The organism is Actinoplanes regularis, assembly GCF_900188005.1.
GTDB lineage: Bacteria > Actinomycetota > Actinomycetes > Mycobacteriales > Micromonosporaceae > Actinoplanes > Actinoplanes regularis.
Map to the genome: position 1 here is coordinate 219,276 of NZ_FZNR01000010.1, position 20,022 is coordinate 239,297.

18 protein-coding genes are annotated in these 20,022 nt (G+C 71.1%); 2 read left to right on the top strand and 16 right to left on the bottom strand.

The window, feature by feature from the left end; genetic code table 11:
* The first annotated feature begins 15 nt into the window (after positions 1-15).
* Positions 16-315, top strand: a complete 300-nt coding sequence (locus CHC09_RS25745) for a helix-turn-helix domain-containing protein (protein WP_089295754.1) — start codon at positions 16-18, stop codon at positions 313-315.
* Between the two features lie 37 nt (positions 316-352).
* On the opposite strand, the gene CHC09_RS25750 is transcribed toward CHC09_RS25745, so the two are convergent.
* A complete protein-coding gene (locus tag CHC09_RS25750; RefSeq protein WP_179277283.1) occupies positions 353-739 on the bottom strand; it encodes a cupin domain-containing protein in 387 nt (128 codons plus the stop codon).
* A gap of 125 nt (positions 740-864) precedes the next feature.
* On the opposite strand from CHC09_RS25750, the gene CHC09_RS25755 reads away from it, so the two are divergent.
* Positions 865-2,421, top strand: a complete 1,557-nt coding sequence (locus CHC09_RS25755) for a pectate lyase family protein (RefSeq protein ID WP_089295756.1) — start codon at positions 865-867, stop codon at positions 2,419-2,421.
* A gap of 484 nt (positions 2,422-2,905) precedes the next feature.
* Here the strand turns inward: CHC09_RS25755 and CHC09_RS25765 are convergent, their stop codons facing one another.
* The 15 genes from CHC09_RS25765 to CHC09_RS25845 all read right to left on the bottom strand — a co-directional run bounded on the left by CHC09_RS25765 (position 2,906) and on the right by CHC09_RS25845 (position 20,020).
* The gene (locus CHC09_RS25765) at positions 2,906-3,118 is read right to left on the bottom strand and encodes a hypothetical protein (RefSeq protein ID WP_143232541.1); all 213 of its coding nucleotides are present in this window, start codon (positions 3,116-3,118) and stop codon (positions 2,906-2,908) included.
* A 202-nt stretch (positions 3,119-3,320) separates the two neighbouring features.
* Positions 3,321-4,439, bottom strand: a complete 1,119-nt coding sequence (locus CHC09_RS25770) for a hypothetical protein (protein ID WP_089295758.1) — start codon at positions 4,437-4,439, stop codon at positions 3,321-3,323.
* Between the two features lie 468 nt (positions 4,440-4,907).
* Positions 4,908-5,654 (bottom strand): nitroreductase family protein, encoded by a 747-nt coding sequence (locus CHC09_RS25780; RefSeq protein WP_089295759.1) that lies wholly within the window; start codon positions 5,652-5,654, stop codon positions 4,908-4,910.
* Positions 5,651-7,294, bottom strand: a complete 1,644-nt coding sequence (locus tag CHC09_RS25785; protein WP_089295760.1) for a nitroreductase family protein — start codon at positions 7,292-7,294, stop codon at positions 5,651-5,653. The genes CHC09_RS25780 and CHC09_RS25785 overlap by 4 nt, the downstream gene beginning before the upstream one ends.
* Entirely contained in the window at positions 7,291-7,944 is a 654-nt protein-coding gene (locus CHC09_RS25790; protein ID WP_179277284.1) for a TOMM precursor leader peptide-binding protein, read from the bottom strand. The genes CHC09_RS25785 and CHC09_RS25790 overlap by 4 nt, the downstream gene beginning before the upstream one ends.
* Positions 7,945-7,961: 17 nt before the next feature.
* Entirely contained in the window at positions 7,962-9,299 is a 1,338-nt protein-coding gene (locus CHC09_RS25795) for a YcaO-like family protein (RefSeq protein ID WP_089295762.1), read from the bottom strand.
* A gap of 340 nt (positions 9,300-9,639) precedes the next feature.
* Positions 9,640-10,635, bottom strand: coding sequence for a cation diffusion facilitator family transporter (locus CHC09_RS25800; RefSeq protein WP_239138497.1), 996 nt, complete (start codon positions 10,633-10,635; stop codon positions 9,640-9,642).
* A 940-nt stretch (positions 10,636-11,575) separates the two neighbouring features.
* Positions 11,576-12,106, bottom strand: a complete 531-nt coding sequence (locus CHC09_RS25810) for a DUF309 domain-containing protein (protein ID WP_218827173.1) — start codon at positions 12,104-12,106, stop codon at positions 11,576-11,578.
* 3 nt (positions 12,107-12,109) lie between these two features.
* A complete protein-coding gene (locus CHC09_RS25815) occupies positions 12,110-13,117 on the bottom strand; it encodes a terpene synthase family protein (protein WP_143232543.1) in 1,008 nt (335 codons plus the stop codon).
* 114 nt (positions 13,118-13,231) lie between these two features.
* Positions 13,232-14,062, bottom strand: coding sequence for a metal ABC transporter permease (locus CHC09_RS25820; RefSeq protein ID WP_089295765.1), 831 nt, complete (start codon positions 14,060-14,062; stop codon positions 13,232-13,234).
* Positions 14,063-14,093: 31 nt separating this feature from the next.
* Positions 14,094-14,933 (bottom strand): metal ABC transporter permease, encoded by an 840-nt coding sequence (locus CHC09_RS25825; RefSeq protein WP_089295766.1) that lies wholly within the window; start codon positions 14,931-14,933, stop codon positions 14,094-14,096.
* On the bottom strand, positions 14,930-15,685 hold the full coding sequence (locus tag CHC09_RS25830; RefSeq protein WP_089295767.1) for a metal ABC transporter ATP-binding protein: 756 nt from the start codon (positions 15,683-15,685) through the stop codon (positions 14,930-14,932). Before CHC09_RS25830 ends, CHC09_RS25825 begins: the two co-directional genes overlap by 4 nt.
* 1 nt (position 15,686) lies before the next feature.
* Entirely contained in the window at positions 15,687-16,613 is a 927-nt protein-coding gene (locus CHC09_RS25835) for a metal ABC transporter substrate-binding protein (protein WP_089295768.1), read from the bottom strand.
* Positions 16,614-16,669: 56 nt separating this feature from the next.
* The gene (locus CHC09_RS25840) at positions 16,670-17,797 is read right to left on the bottom strand and encodes a PLP-dependent cysteine synthase family protein (RefSeq protein WP_089295769.1); all 1,128 of its coding nucleotides are present in this window, start codon (positions 17,795-17,797) and stop codon (positions 16,670-16,672) included.
* A gap of 816 nt (positions 17,798-18,613) precedes the next feature.
* A complete protein-coding gene (locus CHC09_RS25845) occupies positions 18,614-20,020 on the bottom strand; it encodes an RICIN domain-containing protein (protein ID WP_089295859.1) in 1,407 nt (468 codons plus the stop codon).
* Positions 20,021-20,022 lie beyond the last annotated feature (2 nt).

A 20,022-nucleotide genomic window follows, 5' to 3' on the forward strand; every position in this document is an offset into this window, starting at 1 on the left:
GGCTATCCTGCTGACATGGTTCGCCCACCACTCACCGCCGAACAGATCGCCGCGGGCCAGCGCCTCGGCGTCGCGCTCCGGGCGGCTCGCGGCACTCGCGGCCTCGTCGAGGTGGCACTGGCGGCCGGCATCTCCCCGGAGACCCTGCGCAAGATCGAGGGGGGCCGGCTCCCGGCACCCGCGTTCGGCACCGTGGTGTGCCTGGGCGAGGTCCTCGGCGTCCCCCTCGGCGAACTGGCCGACGCCTGGCTGACCGGCATGGCCGACGAACGCCAGAAACCGGGAGATCTCCGGTACGTCCCGAACTGCACCTGACCAGGTCACCTCACGTCACACACCCTGACCCGGCCGATCAGGGGCGAGCCGGCTCGCCCCACTCGGTGCCGCCGGTGGCGGTCACCGCGAGGTGGACGAAGACGCTGTCGTCGGTCGCCCCGTGCCAATGTGGAACTCCCGGCTCGACGTGCACCCAGTCGCCGGCCTTCAGTGCCATCGGCTCCGCCAACCCCTCCCACTGGATCAACCCCCGGCCGGAGACCACGATCAGCGCCTGCTCCCCGGTGTGCACATGCCAGTGGGACCGGCCACCCGGCGCGTACGCGAACCGGTGACCACGCAGCCCGTCCGGCCGCTGCCGGGTGAGGATCTCCGCCTGCCAGACCTCGCCGTCGAACTTGTCCGCGCTCGCCGCAGGCGACGGCACCGACGCCTCCGGGACGACCTTGAAATATCCGCTCACCCCCTCACACTGCAACAAAATGCAAACGCCGGAGTTTCTTGTGCGTTAATCGACGCCCTCCTATGCTCGCGGAAAGACGTGAGGGAAAGCGCTTTCCTGCACCCCATCCCCGAGGAGCGCCGATCATGAGAAGAGCACGGTTCATCGCGGCGGCGGGCACCGCCGTCACCGCTGGTGTCATCGCCATCGCACTGCCCCTCCCCCAGGCCTCGGCGGCCGCGACCGGAAGCGCCACCGGTTACGCGAGTGTCAACGGTGGCACCACCGGCGGTTCCGGCGGCACCACGGTCCAGGCCAGCACCGGCACCCAGATCCACCAGGCGCTCTGCAGCCGCGCCAGCAGCAGCACCCCGATCACGATCGAGGTGCAGGGCACGATCAACCACGGCAACACGACGAAGGTCTCCGGCGACAGCTGCAACACGGCCGCCGACAAGATCGAGCTCAAGGACGTCAGCAACGTCACGATCGTCGGCGTGGGCAGCGGCGCCGTCTTCGACCAGCTGGGCATCCACCTCCGGAACGCCAGCAACATCATCATTCAGAACGTGACGGTCCGGAACGTGAAGAAGTCCGGCTCGCCGACCTCGAACGGCGGCGACGCGATCGGCATGGAGACCGACGTCCACAACGTCTGGGTCGACCACGCGACCCTGCTGGCCTCCGGTGGCGAGTCGGAGGGCTACGACGGCCTGTTCGACATGAAGGACAACACGCAGTACGTCACGCTCTCCTACAGCATCCTGCGCAACTCCGGTCGCGGCGGCCTGATCGGCTCCAGCGACAGCGACCTCGCCAACGGCCCGGTCACCTTCCACCACAACTGGTACGAGAACATCGACTCCCGCACCCCGCTGCTGCGTGGCGCGACCGCGCACATCTACAACAACTTCTACTACAGCCTCAACGAGTCCGGCATCAACGCCCGCGCCGGCGGCAAGGCCAAGGTGGACAACAACTACTTCCAGAACTCCAAGGACGTCCTCGGTACGTTCTACACCGACCTGCCCGGGTACTGGCAGGTCTCCGGCAACACCTTCGACAACGTGACCTGGTCGGCCGCGGGCGACGAGAACAACCCGGCGGGCCCGAACCCGGTCTCCAACACCACCGTCAGCATCCCCTATTCGTACGCCCTGGACAGCGCCTCCTGCGTCCCGGCGATCGTGCGCGCCACCGCCGGCTCGGGCACCGGCCTGAAGACCTCCACCGGCACCTGCTCCACCACGTCCCCGACGGCGACGAGCAGCCCGACCAGCAGCCCCACGAGCAGCCCGACCAGCAGCCCGACCAGCTCGCCGACCTCGTCGCCGAGCGGCACCAACCTCAGCCTGGCCTCCGGCGCGGGCGCGGACGGCTCCAGCAAGGCCAGTGGAACCAGCTACGGCAACGTCCGCGACGGCGATCTGAGCACGTACTGGTCCCCGAGCGGCACCACCGGGGACATCTCGATCAAGTGGGGCTCGGCCACGACGGTCTCGCGCGTCAACCTCCGCGAGGTCACCAGCGGGGTCATCGGGTCCTACCAGATTCTCAACGGTGCCACCGGCGCGGTCCTGAAGTCGGGCACCGGGGCCGGCACGATCACGTTCGCGGCCACCTCCACCACCAAGATCACATTCAGGATCAGCTCCGCCTCCGGTACGCCGAAGGTCGCCGAGTTCGAGACCTACGCCGCGTGACCACGACCGGCGGCGCGACGTGAGCCGCGCCGCCGGCCTTGCGGTGCCGTGGGAGCCCGGGCGATGAGCAACTCACCGCTCCGGCGTGATCAACCTGAAGGTGACCGTCACTTGCAGCCGTGGCATCCTCCGCCACAGCCACCGCAACCACCACCACAACCGTGGCAGCCACCGCCGCAGCCGTGACAACCGCCACCGCAGCCTCCGCAGCCGCCACAACCACGGCAGCCGCAACCGCGGCAGCCGCAACCGTGACAACCACCGCAGCCTCCGCCGCAACCGCCGGTTCCCAGCAGCGACGCGCTGACGACGGTCGGCAGCTGCTCGGCCGTCAGATCCTCCTCCAGCCAGAGGTCGAGCTCCTCGAACTCCTCCGGCCTGTTCGGTTCACTCTGCATACGACTCAGCTCCTCCCCCGATGTGTCGTATCCGCGCGAACACCGGTCGTCCCGTCCTCACGGACGGGATCAACCTGCAAGAACCGTCACCGGCAGCTGTGGCTGGCGTGGCAGTGGTGACAGCTGTGCGAGTGATGGCAGCCGTGGCAGCCGTGGCAGCTGTGGCAGTGACCACACCCGCCACCGGTGAGCAGCAGCGACGAACTGACGACGGTCGGCAGCTGCTCAGCGGTCAGATCATCCTCGAGCCAGAGGTCGAGCTCCTCGAGCGCCTCGGGCTCCCGCACTTCACTTTGCATGCGACTCAGCTCCTTCGATGTGTCGTGACCATGCAAACGCCGGGCGGTCGTCGGGCCGTCCGGCCGGGGCCCGGGAGCTCGGGAGCGAGCGCGGACCCCAGTCCGTGGACCGGTGCAACACCGTCGGCTTCGACGCCGGGTGCCCGGTGGCGAGCGCGAGCGGCGCGACCGGTGATGTCCGTCGGTTCCCACCGCATGACCGTCAGTCCAGGAAGTCGACGATCAGGCGGTAGTAGTTCATGGAGATCATGCTGAGCAACATGATCAGGAAGGTCGCGCTGACCAGGCCGTAGATCAGGTAGAGCCGGCGGCGGGCGGCCGAGACCGAGCGCTGGGCGGCGGGCAGCCGGACCCGGAACAGAACGTGTCCCAGGTAGCGGAAGGCACGGTCGCGCAGGTTCAGCTCGCCAAGGGCGGCCTCCATCGCATGGTGCCCGTCGCTGACCGGCAGCAGCGGGTTGAGGTTGGTGACGATGACGAACAGCTGCATCCCGAGCAGCCATCGCAGTTCGCCGTACCGCATCGGGTCCGCGACGATCAGCAGGCTGCACACTCCAGTGGCGGCCAGGTCGACCACCGGACCGGCGAGCGCGACAGCGCCACGGCCGAACCGGGACCGGACCCGGTAGGCATCGGTCCGGTCCACATAGGTCATCGGGATGAGCAGGAAGAAGAGTTTCACACCGGCTTCCCGGACCGGCACGCCCAGCGCCTGGCACACCGACGCGTGAGCGATCTCGTGCAGGGTGGCCTGCACGAACAGCACCACGACGAGCACGACCCAGGGCGGGCTGGTGAAGATCTCCGGTCCTGGCAGCGTCACCGCCAGCACGACAGCGACCGTAGCGGCGACGGAGATCATGATCGCCAGGGCCGTCGCGGTCCGGGGGAATCGGGCGAGCACCATCGACGGTGGCCGCAGCAGCCGGTTCAGCCGGCCCGCCGGAACACGGAGCTTGGGGGCGAGTTTGAAGAGCCGGTCGATCGCCAGGTCGCGGCCGTGCCTCGGTTCGGGCGGCACGGACAGGACCCCGGCCGCCCGCAGGTCGGTGAGGAACGAGAGCAGGATCGAGGAGCGGTCGCAGACCCCCTCCGGCCCGCGCGACCGGCGCGCCGCCTCCAGCAGCGCGGTCCCGGTGCGGCTGCCGTCCAGCAGCGGGACGACCCGCGCGCCGGTCTGGCTCAACCGGACGTAGATGCCGGTCGCGGCGTCGAACAGCAGGGGGTTCCCGTCGGCCCCGGCGACCAGGGTGACCTGGGGCGCCAACCCGAGGGGTTGGTCCAGCCAGTCGGGCACGGCGACAGCGGTTTCGGTGGACATCGTGTTCCCATCTGGCGTGCCGGCCGGGGAGCGTGCCGGACGGCACGCCCCCCTGACGTGATCAATCCGCGATGACCGTCACTTGCAGCCGGCGCAGCCACGGCAGCCGACACAACCACGGCAACCACGACAACCGACGCAGCCACGGCAGCCGACACAACCACGGCAACCACGACAACCGACACAACCACGGCAGCCACGACAGCCGGCACAACCGCCACCGCAACCACCGCAGCCACCGGTCCCCAGCAGCGACGCGCTGATGACGGTCGGCAGCTGCTCGGCGGTCAGGTCATCCTCGAGCCAGAGGTCGAGCTCCTCGTGCACCTCTGGTCCGCTCAGTTCACTTTGCATGCGACTCAGCTCCTTCGATGTGTCGAAACATGCAGACACCGGACGGTCGATGGGCCGTCCGGCCGGGGTCCGGGAACTCGGGAGCGAGCGCGGACCCCAGCCTGTGGACCGGTGCTACGCCGTCGACTCCGGCGCCGGGTGCCCGGCGGCGAACGCGAACAGCGCGGCCCGGTGATAGCCGTCGGCACCCGCGCGTTCCCGCAGCACGTGCGGCAGCAGACCGGCGAAGACGGTGCCGACGAGCCGCAGGCGTACCGCGGTCAGCCACGCGGCGTGCCCGGCCGCGCCGGCGCGGGTCAGCAGCAGCCGGTGGCCGTGGCTGCCGTGCCGGGTGAGCGCGCCGGCCAGGTTCCCGGTGATCACGAGGACGGCCGCGGACCGGGCGAACTCCCGCTGCATGACGAGTTCCTCGGCCTCGGGGCCGTCCGGGATGTCCGCCACCCGGCGCAGGGCGGACTCGCCGGGCAGGTATCGGTACAGTCCGGTGTCGACCCCGGTGACCCGCCAGGCCGCGAGGTAGAACTCCAGGTCCAGGCCGGCGGCCCGTTCCCCCGGCCACCCGCGCGCGTCCATCCGGTCCGCGGCGGCGAGCAGGGCGGACAGCTCCGCGCCGGTCAGTGGCGTGGTCGCGTACTCGCGGACCGAGGTGCGGGCGAACAGCGCGTCGTCCAGCTCCACGCGCGGGGACGCCGGCGCGGGCAGTGCGGTCAGCGGGCCCTCGTCAGGCGCGGGCAGCAGGTGCGCGGGGACCGGCGACAGCGGCCGGCGGGCCGTCTCGGCGTCCAGCCGGGTGTCGGCCATCAGGTTCTCGAGCAGGCGGAGCCGGTCGTCACCGACGGGTGTCTCGGTCGTCGTGGTCATCGTTCGTTCCTCGGGCTCAGTGCGACCACCGCGGTCACCGGTTCGGCGTCCGGGTCCAGGCGCAGGGCGGCGTTGATCGCCGTGTCGTCCCAGCGGTCGGCGAAGGTGGCCGTCAGGCCGTACTCGTCGGCGAGCGCGGACAGTTGGGCGAGGGCGACCCCGGCGTCCAGGCAGAGGATCCGGTAGGCGAAGTCGTGGTATTTGGCCGCGACGACCTGGAGCCCGCCGGTGAGCACCAGCAGGGCCGCGGGCCGGGGATCCCCGACGACCGGGCTGATCCCCGCCGACGCGGGACGGATCCGCGCCAGGCTGTGATCACCGCGCTGGTAGAAGTACCAGGCCGGGTCCAGACCGGGCACGTCGAGCGCGAGCAGGTACGCCTGCACCGAGCCGAGGTTCCCGCCGGTCGGCGCCCACCGGCTCACCTGGCCCGGGAAAGCCTCGTCGCCGAGGTCGCGCAGTCCGGCGGTGCGCAGCAGCAGCCCGGACAGGTGCGGGAGGGTCCCGTCGCCGAGCGGGATCCGCGGGGCGGCGCTGTACTCCTTGTTGTACTTCTGCAGGGCGTGGTTCGCCGGCCGGTAGTGCGCCTGGTGCTCCTTGGGGTTGAGCCATTCGCGCGGCGGGAACGCCACCGACTGCTCGTACCGGTGGGCCAGGGCCGGACCGTCCACGGCCGACGGCGCACCGGTGGGCAGGCACGTCGGGCAACCTGGCCGCCGGTAGGCGCCGGACACCGACTGTGTCCACTCCTCCAGGTCGAAGGACGTGCAGGCGGACATCGACGGCACCTGGCCGACCCGGGACAGCAGGTGCACGACCTCGGTGGCGGCCAGCGCCGCCCAGGTCGCGGTCCGGGCTGGTGACGGCACCCCGGCCGGCGCGGACCGGGCCTTCGCGAAGCAGTCGTAGCAGCCGGTGTACCGGGCGTCGAAGAGCGGCCCGATCTCGGCCGTCCGCTCGCCGGCCGCGGTGCGCAGCCAGCCGATCCCGGCGCGGCGGCACGCCTCGTCCACCCGGGCCATCGCCGCGGGGTCCCCGTCGTCGACGGCGACCAGGAAGTCGCCCTCCCCGGCGGCGCCGGCCGGACCGTTCCAGGAGTGCGCGTCGACGCCCGCTCCGGTCAGCTCGGTGCGCAGCAGGGTGGCGAGGGGCTCGGGGCCGGCGATCAGGACCCGGGTGCGGGCGAGGCGCTCGCACGCCTCGTCGCGGTTGCGGTTGACCCGGGTGGTGTCCAGGTTGCGGCCGAGATAGCCGGCGACCTCGGGCGGGATCACCTCCAGGACCGTGCCCGCCGGGCCGTCCTGCAGGAGTCCGCTCACGTACAGCAGGGAGACGCACGCGCTGAGGTCGCTCTCGCGCACGTCGGGGAGCACCTCGGTCAGTTGCGCGACCGTACGGGTGCCGTCGAGCGCCGGGAGCAGCCGGGGGATCAGCCGGACCGCGGCCCGGCCGCGCAGCACCGTCTGCCGGTTCCCGGTGCCGACGAACGCCATGCCGTCGACCAGCGGGACCTGCACCAGGCCCGGTGCCAGGCAGGGCCGGACCGGCACGGTGAACTGCGGGTCGACGGCGACCGCGTACGCCATGTTCGTCGCGGTCAGTCGTCCGTCGTTCCGGGTGGCTTCCTCGACCTGGATCATCCCAGCACCCCCTGCAGCATCTCGGGCAGCCGTGCGTACGACCGCGTCGTCTCGTCCCGGCCCAGCCCGCACCGTGGGCAGCCATGCACACCGACCACCCGCCCGGTCCGCAGCTGCTGGACCGGCACCTCGATCTGGCGCACCCGGCCGGCCTCCTCGGCGGGATCGGCCCGGAGCCGGCCGACCACCTCGGCCGCGGTGGCCGCGGCCAGCAACGCCGTCGACGGCAGGAAGCCGTCCGGACCGGCCTCGGGATGCGCCTCGTAGTAGTCGTCGATGGCGGCCCGGATCACCCTGGCGTTGTCGTGCTGCGCGATCCGGCGGCGGTAGCAGCCGTGGCACGCGCCGGCGCCGGGGACTACCGCGGGGCCGATCTCCAGCATCGGATGGTCCAGGACCACGGGTAGCCAGGGCCGGCCGGACCGGAACGACTCCTCGTCGAACTCGAGCTCCAGCTCGGGCATCCGCCGCCAGGTCACGAGCAGGTTCAGCCGGGGTGCCGGTGGTCGCGACAGATCGGGGACGCGGGGGCGGGCCAGCGTGCTGGTGGCGTCGGCGCCGGCGATCTCGACGTCGTCGCACAGATCGCGCAGGCGTTCGGCGACCGCGTAGCCGAACGGGCCGACGGGGGTGACGATCAGGTGATACATGCTGGCTCCTGGTGACATCAGGCGAACGGCTGCGGCCAGTCGGTCAACTGCGACTCCGGCCGGGTCGGGTACCCCATCCGGCCCGGCGCCTGGTAGAGCCGGGGATGGCCGAGGAAGCGCGCGCGGTACTTGAACGAGAGCGGCAGCAGCCCGGGGATGACGGCGCGGACCACGGTCATCCCGACCCGCAGCGCCTCGTCCGGGGTCAGGTCGACCAGGTACGAGTCCAGGCCGCAGGCGTCCAGGCGGCCGAGGACCAGGCGCAGGTCGGCGGCGGAGTCACCGGTGCTCAGGGTCGGCATGTCGGAGAGCCGGCGACGCGCGGGGCTGTCGAGCAGGAAGTCGAAGGCGGCCGCCCGCTCCGGGGCGCACATGTAGAGGGCGCCGTCGGACACTCCGGAGAAGTCGCGCACGTCGTCGCCGGGTGGCTGTTCGCCGTGCAGGGCGATCCGTACCGACACCGTCTCGCAGATCGCCTTCGCGGCCGCGACCTGCGGGTCGAGGCTCGTGGCGCAGGAGACGACGGTACGGCAGGTCGGGTGGTTCGGCGCGACCGAGACGCCGTACACGGTGGGGATGCCGAGGTCGGTGGTCGCGTCGAAAAGCTGGATCGTCACATCGCGGTCGGCACACAGGTCGAGGTAGCGCTGCAGCTCGGGGCCGACCGTGTCGAGCTCGATCCGTGGCAGGGCGAGTTGCTGCAGCCAGACCAGGCTGATCGCGTCCCGCTCGATCACCTCGCACAGGGCTCCGGTGATCGCCCGGACCGGGTCCGGGTAGGCCGACGCCCCCGTCGAGATCGAGTTGGTGATGCTCTCCGCACCGTGCGCGGGCATGTGCATGTACACCAGCACGGCGGGCACCCAGGACAGCCTGCCGGTACGCAGGTTCATGCCCCGTACCCAGCGCATCCGCGCCGACTTGTCGGGGTCGACGAGCGGGCAGTCCGGGTCCGCGAGCTCGGTCGCCGAGCAGCGCGGCAGGGTGTCCAGGTCGAGCGCCTCGTCGCCGAGCTCGTCCGCGGACGCCCAGCGCAACTGGCGCTCGTCGTACAGGGTGTTCGCGTACCGTTCCAGCGCCTCGGCGATCCCGACGATCGTCGCGTGCCCCGGGTCGACCCCGGTTCCGGTGCCGTCGAGCGAGCCCAGGCAGTCCGAGCCGCAGGCGCTGGAGATCACCGTCGAGACGTCGCCGAGGTCGGCGTTGAAGACCTGGAGCGGCGGGTTCGAGGGCTCGACCGGCAGTTGGATCACGTTTGTCATCAGGCCGCCGAGCGGCGACACCAGATCCGTCAGCCGGGCGGGCCCGGCCGGGGCTGTGCTCCGCTGCGCCATCTCTCCGGCAACCGCACTCATCCCGCGCGCCCTCTCGTATACCCTGCCGGTTCGCTGTCCCGGGGAAGCCCGGGGCACTAAACAACCTTGAACGGAAGGTGCCCGTTTCGCTGGGATTTACGCAAAATGCGGCGTGGATAAAGTAATGCGCGCTTGGTAGCAACGTTCCGACACCCTGGTGAGCGCGTAACGCCCTTCTCAGCCGATCGTTTCTACCGGAGTTCGAGGCGATCCCGGAGAGATCGCGACGCTATAAATAACCATTTTCATTAGGTCGCCCAGGTCCGAACCGGCGAAGTGCGGGTAGTACGTTCGGCCGTCATCCTTCCCAGCGATCGACCGCCACTCGAACGGGAGTCGCTCAGCCGGGTTCCAAGGTGACCGTGACCTGAGCGATCATGTCGTCGGCGAGCAGGCCACGACGCAGCCGGGTGACCCGGTCGACGAGGTCGGCACCGTCGGTGGGCGTCACCCACAGGTTTACCAGCAGTTGCGACGGGCCGACCCAGACCGCGTGCAGATCCCCGATCCGGGCGACCCAATCCTGACTCCCGACCCGCTCACGGATCGGCTCCAGCACATCGGCCGGCGCGGACTCCTCCAGCAGCAGTGCCTTCGACCGGCGGGCCAGCAAAAACGCGACGCCGACCAGCAGCAGTCCGATGGTCATGCTGCCGACCGCGTCCCAGCCGGCCCAGCCGGTCAGCGCGTGCAGGATCAGCGCGGTCAGGGCCACGGCCAGGCCGATCAGCGCGGCGGTGTCTTCCAGGAAGACCGTGGTCGCGCTCGGGTCGGAGGCGTGCCGCAGGTGATGCCGCATCGACCGGTCCCGCTCCCGGGCCTCCTCGCGCAGCTGCTTGTGCGCGGTGCGCCAGGAGTAGCCCTCGAAACCGGCGGCGACGACGAGCACGCCCACCCCGACCCAGAGGGACTGCACCGGCTCGGGCGCCAGCAGGCTGCGCACCCCCTCGCCGATCGAGAGAACGCCGCCGATCAGGAAGATGCCCAGGGCGGCGAGAAATGTCCAGAAATAGCGCTCCTGTCCGTACCCGAACGGATGTCTGCCGTCGGGCCCCTTGCGCGACCGCCGCAAGCCGACCAGCAACAGCACCTCGTTGCCGGTATCCGCGATGGAGTGGGCGGCCTCCGCCCACATCGACGCGGACCCGGTGAGCAGGCCGGCGACGATCTTCGCGATGGCGATCGCCAGATTGGCGATCACCGCGACCAGCACGGTCCAGGCGCTGCCCTCCTTCTTCTCAGACCTTTCCGCGGTACGACCACCGCCCGCTTGCGCCCGGCCATCGTCCACGGCGGTCCGGCCCTCGGGGCCCTCGTTCACGGCGGTGTCGTCCACGACAACGGCGGTACCCGGGTTCCCCGGTACGCACACCCGCCGGCCACACCCCGCCCAGGGTGTGAGACAGCACACACTGCCCCGAGCCGGCATTTCAACTTCGCCATCGGTTCCGTTCACGCCGGCTTTCGTTGACGCTCCGCACAAACGCGGGCAGCCCTGAATCGAGGGATTCTTTCAGGCCGACCCGGCGGTCCGGGCGGAAACGCCGGACGACGTCCTTCGCACCTACGCCTCTGCTCTACTCGACCGGGTAAGACCCACGAACAGAAAGGCTGAAAGGTGAAGAAGGCAAAGGGCCTGCTCATGGTGGCCGCTGGCGTTGTCTCCGGATTCGCCCTGGGTGCCGCTCCTGCTCAGGCTGCAGAGCAGCCGGGGCGCTTGAACGTGGATGTCATCGGTCATTTCAAGAGCAAGGAAAATTGCCGTTGGGTCGGCAAGACCGGAAGAGCGTTCGGTAAATGGCGAGTCTTCGACTGCGACCGCTCGGCGTTCGATCCCAACCTCTGGACTCTGACCATTTACCGCCTCAACCGGCCGGGTAGGCCCGGCGGTCCCGTCGGCCCGGTCAGGCCCGGCGGCCCGGGCGCACCTGGGGGCCCGGTCCTGCCCGGCGGCCCGGTCGTACCCGGCGGCCCCGGACTGCCGCCCGGCCCGACACAACTGCCCGCGGGCCCGGCGCTGCCACCCGGTCCGGTCCAGCTGCCCGCCCGCCCGGCACAGATCCCCGCCGGCCCGGCACAGCTCCCCGCAGTCCCGGCACAGCTCCCCGCGGGCCCGGCACAGCTGCCGATCATGCAGGAGCCCGTCCGGCCCGCCAACATGAACCGGCCGATGCTGCCGATCGCGCCGGGACAGCCGCACGTCATGCCGCTTCGCCCGCCAAGGGGCTGAACCGGCGCAGCTTCGGGGTCGCGGTGCGTCCGCGGCCCCGAAGTGCCTATCCCCCGGAGCTCAGGCGCGGGGCCAGCAACTCCTCCGGGACAGGGCCGTCTCCGATGCGCGCCACGAGATCCCGGGCCCAGACCGTCAGCGCGGCGACCGGAATCCCGTGCGGGGCGTTCCCGGCGTACGGCGAGATCCGCTCCGCCGCGCGCGTCAGCAACCGGACCGCGCCCACCTCGTTGCCCCGCCGCAGGTGAGTGACGCCGACCGCCAGCTGCGCCAGCCCCTTCCACAGTTCGCGAGCGTCGTCGTCGCAGGCCTTCCAGGCCCCCTCGAGCACCTCGTGGGCGTGGAACGGCCGGCCCGCGGCCAGCAGGCGCTCCGCCTCCCGCAACGCCTCGTCCGGCGGCAGGACGAGATCTTCCGGGGTGGTCGGCACGCCGGTCATGCCGTGCGGCAACGGACGCCCGAGCCCGTCCCTCGGCCGGGAGTTGCGCGCCCGCCCAGCCGCGTCCCGGTCCCGGGTGACACGCGGCTCCGGGGCACCGGACATCGAGGGGGCGCCGGACGGCGTACCTGGTTCCATGCCCTACATACTGCCGCCCGCACCAGCGGCGCGCCCGTGTGTCCCGGCCAGCAGGGTGGTGGCCCACTCCGGCAGTACCCGGTGCTGTTTGTGCCGGCCCGACAGCCGCTCCCACTCGTAGTCGCCGCGGATCCAGTGATGCAGGATGTCCGCGTACCCGAGGACCGCCTGCTGACCTGCGCCGTCCAGCCGGCGCAGCAGCCGCGGCACGGAGTGGTGCTCCAGTGCGATCAGCCGGTCCACTTTCGCCTGGGCCAGCCGCGACGCCACCGCCACCGCGCGCTCCCGGTCGCAGGCCCGCTCCCGCTCGATGATGAAGATCGCGTTGTGCAGTCCGGAGACGTCCTCGTGCGTGGTGGACATCGAGTCGTTGCGCAGCGCCACCAGGTCCGCGGCCAGGTGTCGCATCTGCTCCAGCAGCGGGTGGTGCCAGAGCACGGCCGGCACCTCGGTGCCGCCCCAGAGCTCGCCCAGATCGTTGCGCCCGAACGCGCAGGTGCTGGCGACGCGCAGCCGGAAGTAGTCGTCGAGGTCCGCGTACCGGAATCCGTCGACCCGGTCGATCGCCTCGGTGACCTGCGAGGAGAAGTAGGCCGCCCAGTGGTGCCGCAGCCGGCGCAGCAGGGTCACCGACGCGCCCTGCACCATCCGGCCCCACAGATCGGCGAAGGCCCGGACGGTGGGCGAATCGGTGGCGTCCCCGCGGGCCTCCCCGTGCACGATGCCGATCAGGGCGGTGCAGATCCGGGCCACCCGCAGCGGGTCGCGTCCGAGCGGGCCGTCGAGCTGGTCGTCGAACGGCAGGAAGGACCAGCCCATCATCTGCGCGGCCAGCGCGCACTGCCGGGCGTCCGCGTCGGGGAAGAAGAACCCGCCGACCTCGGCGAGCCGCCAGTCGGCGAAGTCCTCGATCGAGCGGTCGTCGCGCAGCAGCCCGAACTCCGTCATCCAGCGGATGGCGCTGTCCCGGGCCGCGAAGACATGCGGGTTGCCCCGCAAGGGCCACGGCATGGCGAACTCCACCGCGTGCGCTGCCAATTTCACGTCCCCCTGTGCTGTCACCGACGGTGGTCACCACAACGGGATCATCGGAAGGTAGCGGGTTCACGATCATCACCGCCCGGCTCACCCGATGGGATGACTGCGCGCCGCGTCGCCGCGTACCCGGGCCCGCGCGATTGGCCAGGAGGCCAGCAGGACGCCGGTGGCGGCCAGCGAGACGCCCGCGCCGGCCGCGACGTTCCACCGGGTGGAGACGGACAGGCCGATGAGCCCGCTCGCCACGGCGAAGAGCACCGCCAGGCCGGTGACGACCGGCTGCCGGTCCGACCACAGGCGAGCGGCCGCCGCGGGCGCGACGATCAGGGACAGCGCCAGGATCGTGCCGACCGCCGGTACCACCGTCACCACGACCACCTCGACGGTCAGCAGCAGGACCACGTCCCACAGCCCGGTCGACAGGCCCGCCGCCCGCGCGCCGGCCCGGTCGAAGCCGGTCAGCAGCAGCGGCCGGGCGCACAGGGTGAGCAGCAGGGTCACGGCGGCCAGCACCACCGCGGTGACGATCAGATCGGTGGCGTCGACCGTGAGGATCGAGCCGACCAGCAACGACGACAGGTCGCGGCTGAAGCCGCTCTGCGTGGCGACCAGCGCCGAGCCGAGCGCGAAGCCGCCGGAGAGCAGCACCCCGGTCGCCGCGGCGGCGTCCTGGCCCGGGCGCCGGCTCAGCGCCGCCACCCCCAGCGCCACCACGGCTCCGGCGGCCGCGCCCCCGACCAGGATGTTCACTCCGATGATCGAGGCGGCCACCACGCCGGGAAAGGTGGCGTGGGTCAGCGCCATGGTGAGGAACGACAGCCGGCGCTGCACCACCCGCACCCCGATCAGACCGGCCAGCACACCGACCAGGACCACCTCGGTGACAGCACGATGCAAGACGTCATCCCACCAGTTCATGTCGCCACCTCCGCTTCGCTCGCAAGCTCGCTCACCGCCGCGTCCGCCCGCGCCACAGACGGACCGGGATCAGGATCAGATAGGAGAGAACCAGCAGCAGTACGACCGAGGAGCCCGAGGTCGAGGCGAGGCCGTACCGCACGGACGCGGTCCAGCTCAACAGCAGGCCGGCGTACCCGGCGACGACGACCAGCACGGTGCCGAGCAGCGCCATCACCACCAGCCGGTCGGTCACCATCCGGGCGGCCGCCGCCGGGATGATCAGCAGGGCCAGGACCAGGATCGTTCCGACCGCGCGGACGGCCGCGACAACGACCAGCGCGAGCAGCACGTTGAGCCACAGGTCCAGCCGGCCGATCCGGAGCCCGGCCGCCGCCGCCCCGGCCGGGTCGAACGACCGGAACAGCAGCGCCCGGACGGCGACCAGCAATCCCACCAGGATCACCACCACGAGCACCGCGGTCTCGGCGAGGTGGCGCGGCGTCACGGTGAGCAACCGGCCGAACAGGAACGAGGTCAGATCGGCCGTGTACGAGGAACGCCGCGACACCAGCACCACGCCGATCGAGAACATCGCGGTGAGCACCACCGCCGTGGCCGCGTCGTCGGACAACCGGGCGCCGCGGGTCAGCACGGTCAGCAGCACGGCCGTCACCAGCCCGGCCACCAGCGCACCGGCGAACAGGCCGTCCAGTCCACCGGCGACGACGCCGAGGACCACGCCGGGGAAGACGGTGTGGGTCAGCGCGTCGGCGACGAACGACAGGCCACGCGCGAGGACGAACACGCTGATCGGGCCGCAGATCACCGCCAGCAGCACGAGTTCGGCGAGGGCGCGGCCCAGGAACGGCACGGTGAACGGCTCGATCACGGCTCCACCACGACCAGCCGCCCGTCGGCCACCTCGATCGCGGCGCCGCCGTACGCCCGCCGCAAGGTCTCGGCGGTGAGCGTCTCGCCGACCGGGCCGGCCGCCCACTGCCGTCCGTTGATCAGGCAGATCAGGTCGGCCAGCTCCCGGGCGACCGCCAGGTCGTGGGTGCTGATCACCAGCGCGGTCCCGGCCGCGCTCACCTCCCGCAGCACCCGGACGATCGCCTCCTGGCTGACCGCGTCGACACCGTTGAACGGCTCGTCGAGCAGCAGCAGCCGGGGCTCCCCGGCGAGCGCGCGAGCGAGCAGCACGCGCTGCCGCTGGCCGCCGGAGAGCGCGCCGAACCGGTGCCGGGCCCGGTCCGCGAGGCCGACACGGTCCAGCGCCCGGTCCACCGCGTCGCGGTCGGCCGCCCGGGCGGGCCGCCACCAGCCGAGTTCCCGGTAGCGGCCCATCATCACCACCTGCCGCACGCTGACCGGGAAGTCGGCGTCCAGCGTGCCGGTCTGCGGCACGTAGCCCGCCAGCCCGCGCGCCCGGGCGGGTGGCCGGTCCAGCACCGTCGCCGTCCCGCCGAGCAGCTGGGTCAGGCCCAGCATCGATTTGATCAGGGTGGACTTGCCGGCCCCGTTCGGGCCGGCCAGGACCAGGCGCTGACCGGCGCGCAGGTCGAGGTCGACGCCGGTGAGCACGGGTACGCCCTGGTAGCCGACGCTGACCCCGGTGTATCGCAGTGCGGCGGACGCCATCTCAGCCGGCCAGGGCCGCGACGATGACCCGCGTGTTGTGCCGCTCGGCGCCGAGGTAGGTGCCCTCGGGCGTGCCGGGGGCGCCGAGGCTGTCGCCGAACAGGGCGTCCTCGCCCGCGACCACCGCGACGCCGGCCTGCCGCGCGATGGCCGCGGCGGTCTTCGGCGGCAGCGAGCTCTCGGTGAAGACCGCCTTCGTCCCGGTGGCTCTGATCTTCGCCACCAGGTCGGTGAGCTGCCGGCCGGAGAGCTCCGCCGAGGTGTCCAGACTCGGGATCACCGAGCCGACGAACTCCAGTCCGTACCGTGCGACGTAGTAGCCGAACGCGTCGTGGTCGGTGACGAGTTTGCGGTCCCGCGCCGGCAGCCTCGCGAAGGCGGCCTCGTTCTCGGCGTCCAGTTCGTCCAGCTCCGCGGTGTACCTGCCGAGGTTCGCCCGGAACGTCGCGGCACCGGCCGGGTCGGCGGCGGCGAGGGCGCGCTCGATGCCGGCCACCATGATCTTGGCGTTGCGCGGGTCGTGCCAGATGTGCGGGTCGGGCCCGTCCTCGCCCTCGCGCAGCGTGACGCCCTGGCCGGCGTCGACGATCGCGCCGTCGAAACCGGCCGCCTCGATGGTCGCGTCGAGCCACTCCTCCAGGCCGGCGCCGTTCTTGACGACGACCCTGGCCGAGCCGATGGCGCGCAGGTCGGCCGGTGTGGGTTCGTACTCGTGCGGATCCACATTGGGCTTGATGAGCTGGGTCACCGCGACCGCCGTACCGCCGATCTCACGGACGAAGTCCGCCAGTTCCGGGGTGGTGGCGACCACCGCGAGGGTCTGCCCGCCGGACGCCGCGGCGGTGTCCGGCGGATTCGCGCCGCATCCGGCGATGGCGGCGAGGGCCACCGCGATCGCGGCGGCCCCGAGGATGCTCGGCCTGTTCATGATTCTCACTCCTGCCCTTGAGGAGTGAAACGATAATCGTTTTCAATTATTATGGTCTAATGGCAAACTGACGATGCGTCGACGCCGGCCGGATCCACGACGCGGGTGCAGCGGGTCCAACGGGCGACCTCCCGCTCGCGGGGGTGGCCGAGCTCATCCGGGTCCCGCGCCGGCGGATGGTCGAGCAGTGCGTGCCGGGCGCAGTACTCGTCGCTGTAGATCGTCTCGACGTAGCGGTGCGGCCCGTCGGGGAAGACCGCGGCGATGCGGGTGTCGTCCGGTTCGGTGCGCGCCAGCCAGGATGCGACCAGGGCGACCGCGCCGACGCTCCAGCCGCCGCTGACGTAGTGGGACGCGGCCAGCCGCCGGCACGCCCAGACCGCCTCGGCCGGGGCCACCCAGTGGACCTCGTCGAAGGCCGGGTAGTCCACATTGCGGGGCTGGATGCCGCTGCCCAGCCCGCGCGTCAACCGGGTCCGCGCCGGCTGCCCGAAGATCGCCGAACCGACCGCGTCGACGCCGACCAGGCGCAGCCGCGGCAGGAACTCGCGCAACGCCCGGGCGGTGCCGGCGCTGTGCCCGCCGGTGCCGACCCCGCAGACCAGGACGTCGATCTGGCCGAGCTGCACCGCCAGCTCCCGGGCCAGTTGCTGGTAGGCGTCGGCGTTGTCGGGGTTGTGGTCCTGGTCGGGGCAGAACGCGCTCGGATCCTCGCGGAGCAGCCGCGCGACGCGCTCGAGCCGGGCCTGCCGCCAGCCACCCTCGGGGTGCGGCCGGTCGACGACGTCGACGCGGGCGCCGTAGGCGGTGAGCAGGTTGCGGATGAACGGCTCCATGCCCGGATCGGTCACCAGGGTCACCGGATGCCCGTACACCGTGCCGGCCAGCGCCAGCCCCAGTCCGAGGGCGCCCGAGGTGGACGCCACCACCGGCGCGCCCGGCGCGAGCGTGCCACGCTCACGGGCCCGCTGGATCAGATGCAGAGCGGGCCGGTCCTTGATTCCACCGGGATTGTGGCCCTCCAGCTTGGCCCAGAAGCCACGGCCCGGGGTCGCGTGGAGGTCCGGCGTCCACAGCACCGGGGTGTTACCGACCAGGTGGTCGAGGGTGTAACAGGTGGAGCTGGAGATCAGCCGGACGGGCGCGGGGCGCGCCGGGAGTGGTGCGGAGACGACGTCGATCATTGATGGATCCGTTCCGGGACGTGTTTCGCCACCCGGCGGCGGGCCGGCCGAGCCGGTCGCACGCGATGCCGGGTTTCAGGCGTGGACAGAGACGGTGGCGGCGGGGCACCGTCGCCGTGCCGGGCGACTGGAGCAGCCTCGCCGGGGTTCTGTCACGTCCGGCTGACACACGTCACGGAAAGCACGCCGCGCGGACTCGCGCGCGGTTGTGCGGTGTCACAGGTGAGCGGGGTGCCAGCGGGTACCGGCGCCGCGACGAGCACCGGGTTCGGGCTCGATTCGGCACCGGCGGGTCCGGGTCTCGCGCCGGCGGCCATCAAGAGACAGGGCCGGCCACCTCCCGTGGAGGCATCGACGCGCCCGGGCTCGGCGCGCGCCGTGCCGCTCGTCCGGTGGTGGGCCAGGTGGCCGGTGTGTCCTGTGTAGCCCGCCATGGCGGGGCAGCCGCTCATCCCCTGTGGGCCATAAGCGGCGTGCTCCATCCAGTGATCGATGGCCGAGGCGCAGAGCAGCAGGAGCGCCAGGGCCAGGAGTCGCTTGATCAGTCGAGGCATGAGGACTTCCCGGACGACATTGCCCGTTCACGTAAGCGGCAATTGTACCGAAAGTGTGGTTGTTTGGTCCGGCAATGCCCCTTTCAACTCCCCCGGCCGAGTCGATCACTTCGGCGCCGCCGCTGTGGCCTGAGCTCCGTTCCGGTCGTACCGCCGGGCGAGGAGATCGATGCTCAGCACCACACCGATGCTTCGGCGTCGGCTCACCACCGCCTGACGGGCTCCCCGCCGGGTGCGGGGAGCCCGTCGATTCCCGGAGGCGTCAGACGCCGATGTTCGCTTGCGGGCCGGCGTACTGGCGCAGCATGGCGGGCACGTCGGCGGCCGCGTCCAGGGTGTAGGAGTAGAAGCTGCTCGGGGTGAACGCGGAGCCGCTGGTCACCTGGCTGCCGGTGCAGTTGACCAGGATGCTGCCGCTCTGCTTGAGCTGTGCCGTCGAGTCCGGGTAGTACGGGTCCTTGACGTTCTCGAAGTAGCTGTTCTCCAGCACCATCTTCGTCGCGCCCCGGGAGTAGTTGCCGTACGACGCGACGTTCTGCAGGTAGTTGTCGTAGAGGTGGGCGTAGGCGACGTTGTCGGTGCTCGGGTTGCGCTGGTTGGTGTCGTGGATCCAGTTGTGGTGGATGGTCATCCGGGCGGTGACGTTGTCGGTCCAGCCGATCCCGAACGCCTTGTTGTTCTCGGCGAGCACGTTCCACGACACGGTCAGGTACGTGGTGTCCTTGCGGGAGTCGATCAGCCCGTCGTTCATCCGCTCGATGGTGTTGTGATCGATCCAGATGTGGTCGGCGGTGTCCATCTGGATGCCGTCGTAGTCGTACACCTTGTCGTCCGGGTCGTCGTCGGCCATCTGGGTGTCCCGGATGGTGAGGTTCCGGATGATCACGTTGGTGACGCCGGTGCCCAGGAAGAACCCGCCGCCGACGATCTGGCCGGAGGTGCCGGCCCCGACGACCGTCTTGTTCGAGCTGATCGGGATCTCGGTGCCCTTGGGGCTGATGGTGATCGCCGCGGCCACCCGGATCACGTATGCCCCGGACGCGGCCGCGTACCTGGCCAGGTCGGCCTGGGTGGTGACGGTGACCGTGGTGCCACCCGCTCCCCCGGTGGTGCCGCCACCGGTGCCGGCGAAGCCGTCGGGGGTCGCGGGCCAGGTGCGGCCGCCGGCCGCGACGAACGCCCACTGCTTGTTGGTGTTGGCGGTGCAGGTCTCCTGGATGATCGCGGTCCCGGACGACGTGGACGCGTTCTGATCACTGAGGCACAGGCCGCTGTTGACGTTGATCACCTGATAGGTGCCGCTGCCACTGGCGGTCAGCCGCCACTGCTGATTCGCCTGACTCGACACACACGTGTACTGCTGGACCTGAACCCCGGAGACCGTGGAGAAGCCCGGCACGTCCACACACTTACCGCTGTTCACATTCTTGATCAGATAGTTCGAACCGGACGCGACCAGCGTGAACTGCTGCCACGTCGAATTCGCCGTACAACCCCACTGCTGCAACAACACACTGTTGGCCGTGGAAGCACCCGGCACGTCCAGACACAGACCGGACTTGGTGACCTTGAGCTGATAGGCGACGCCGGTGGAGGGAGCGGCGGACGCCGGCGCGGCGCCGACCAGGGTGGCCGCGACGAGGAGCAGAACGGTGACGATTCTTCGCATGA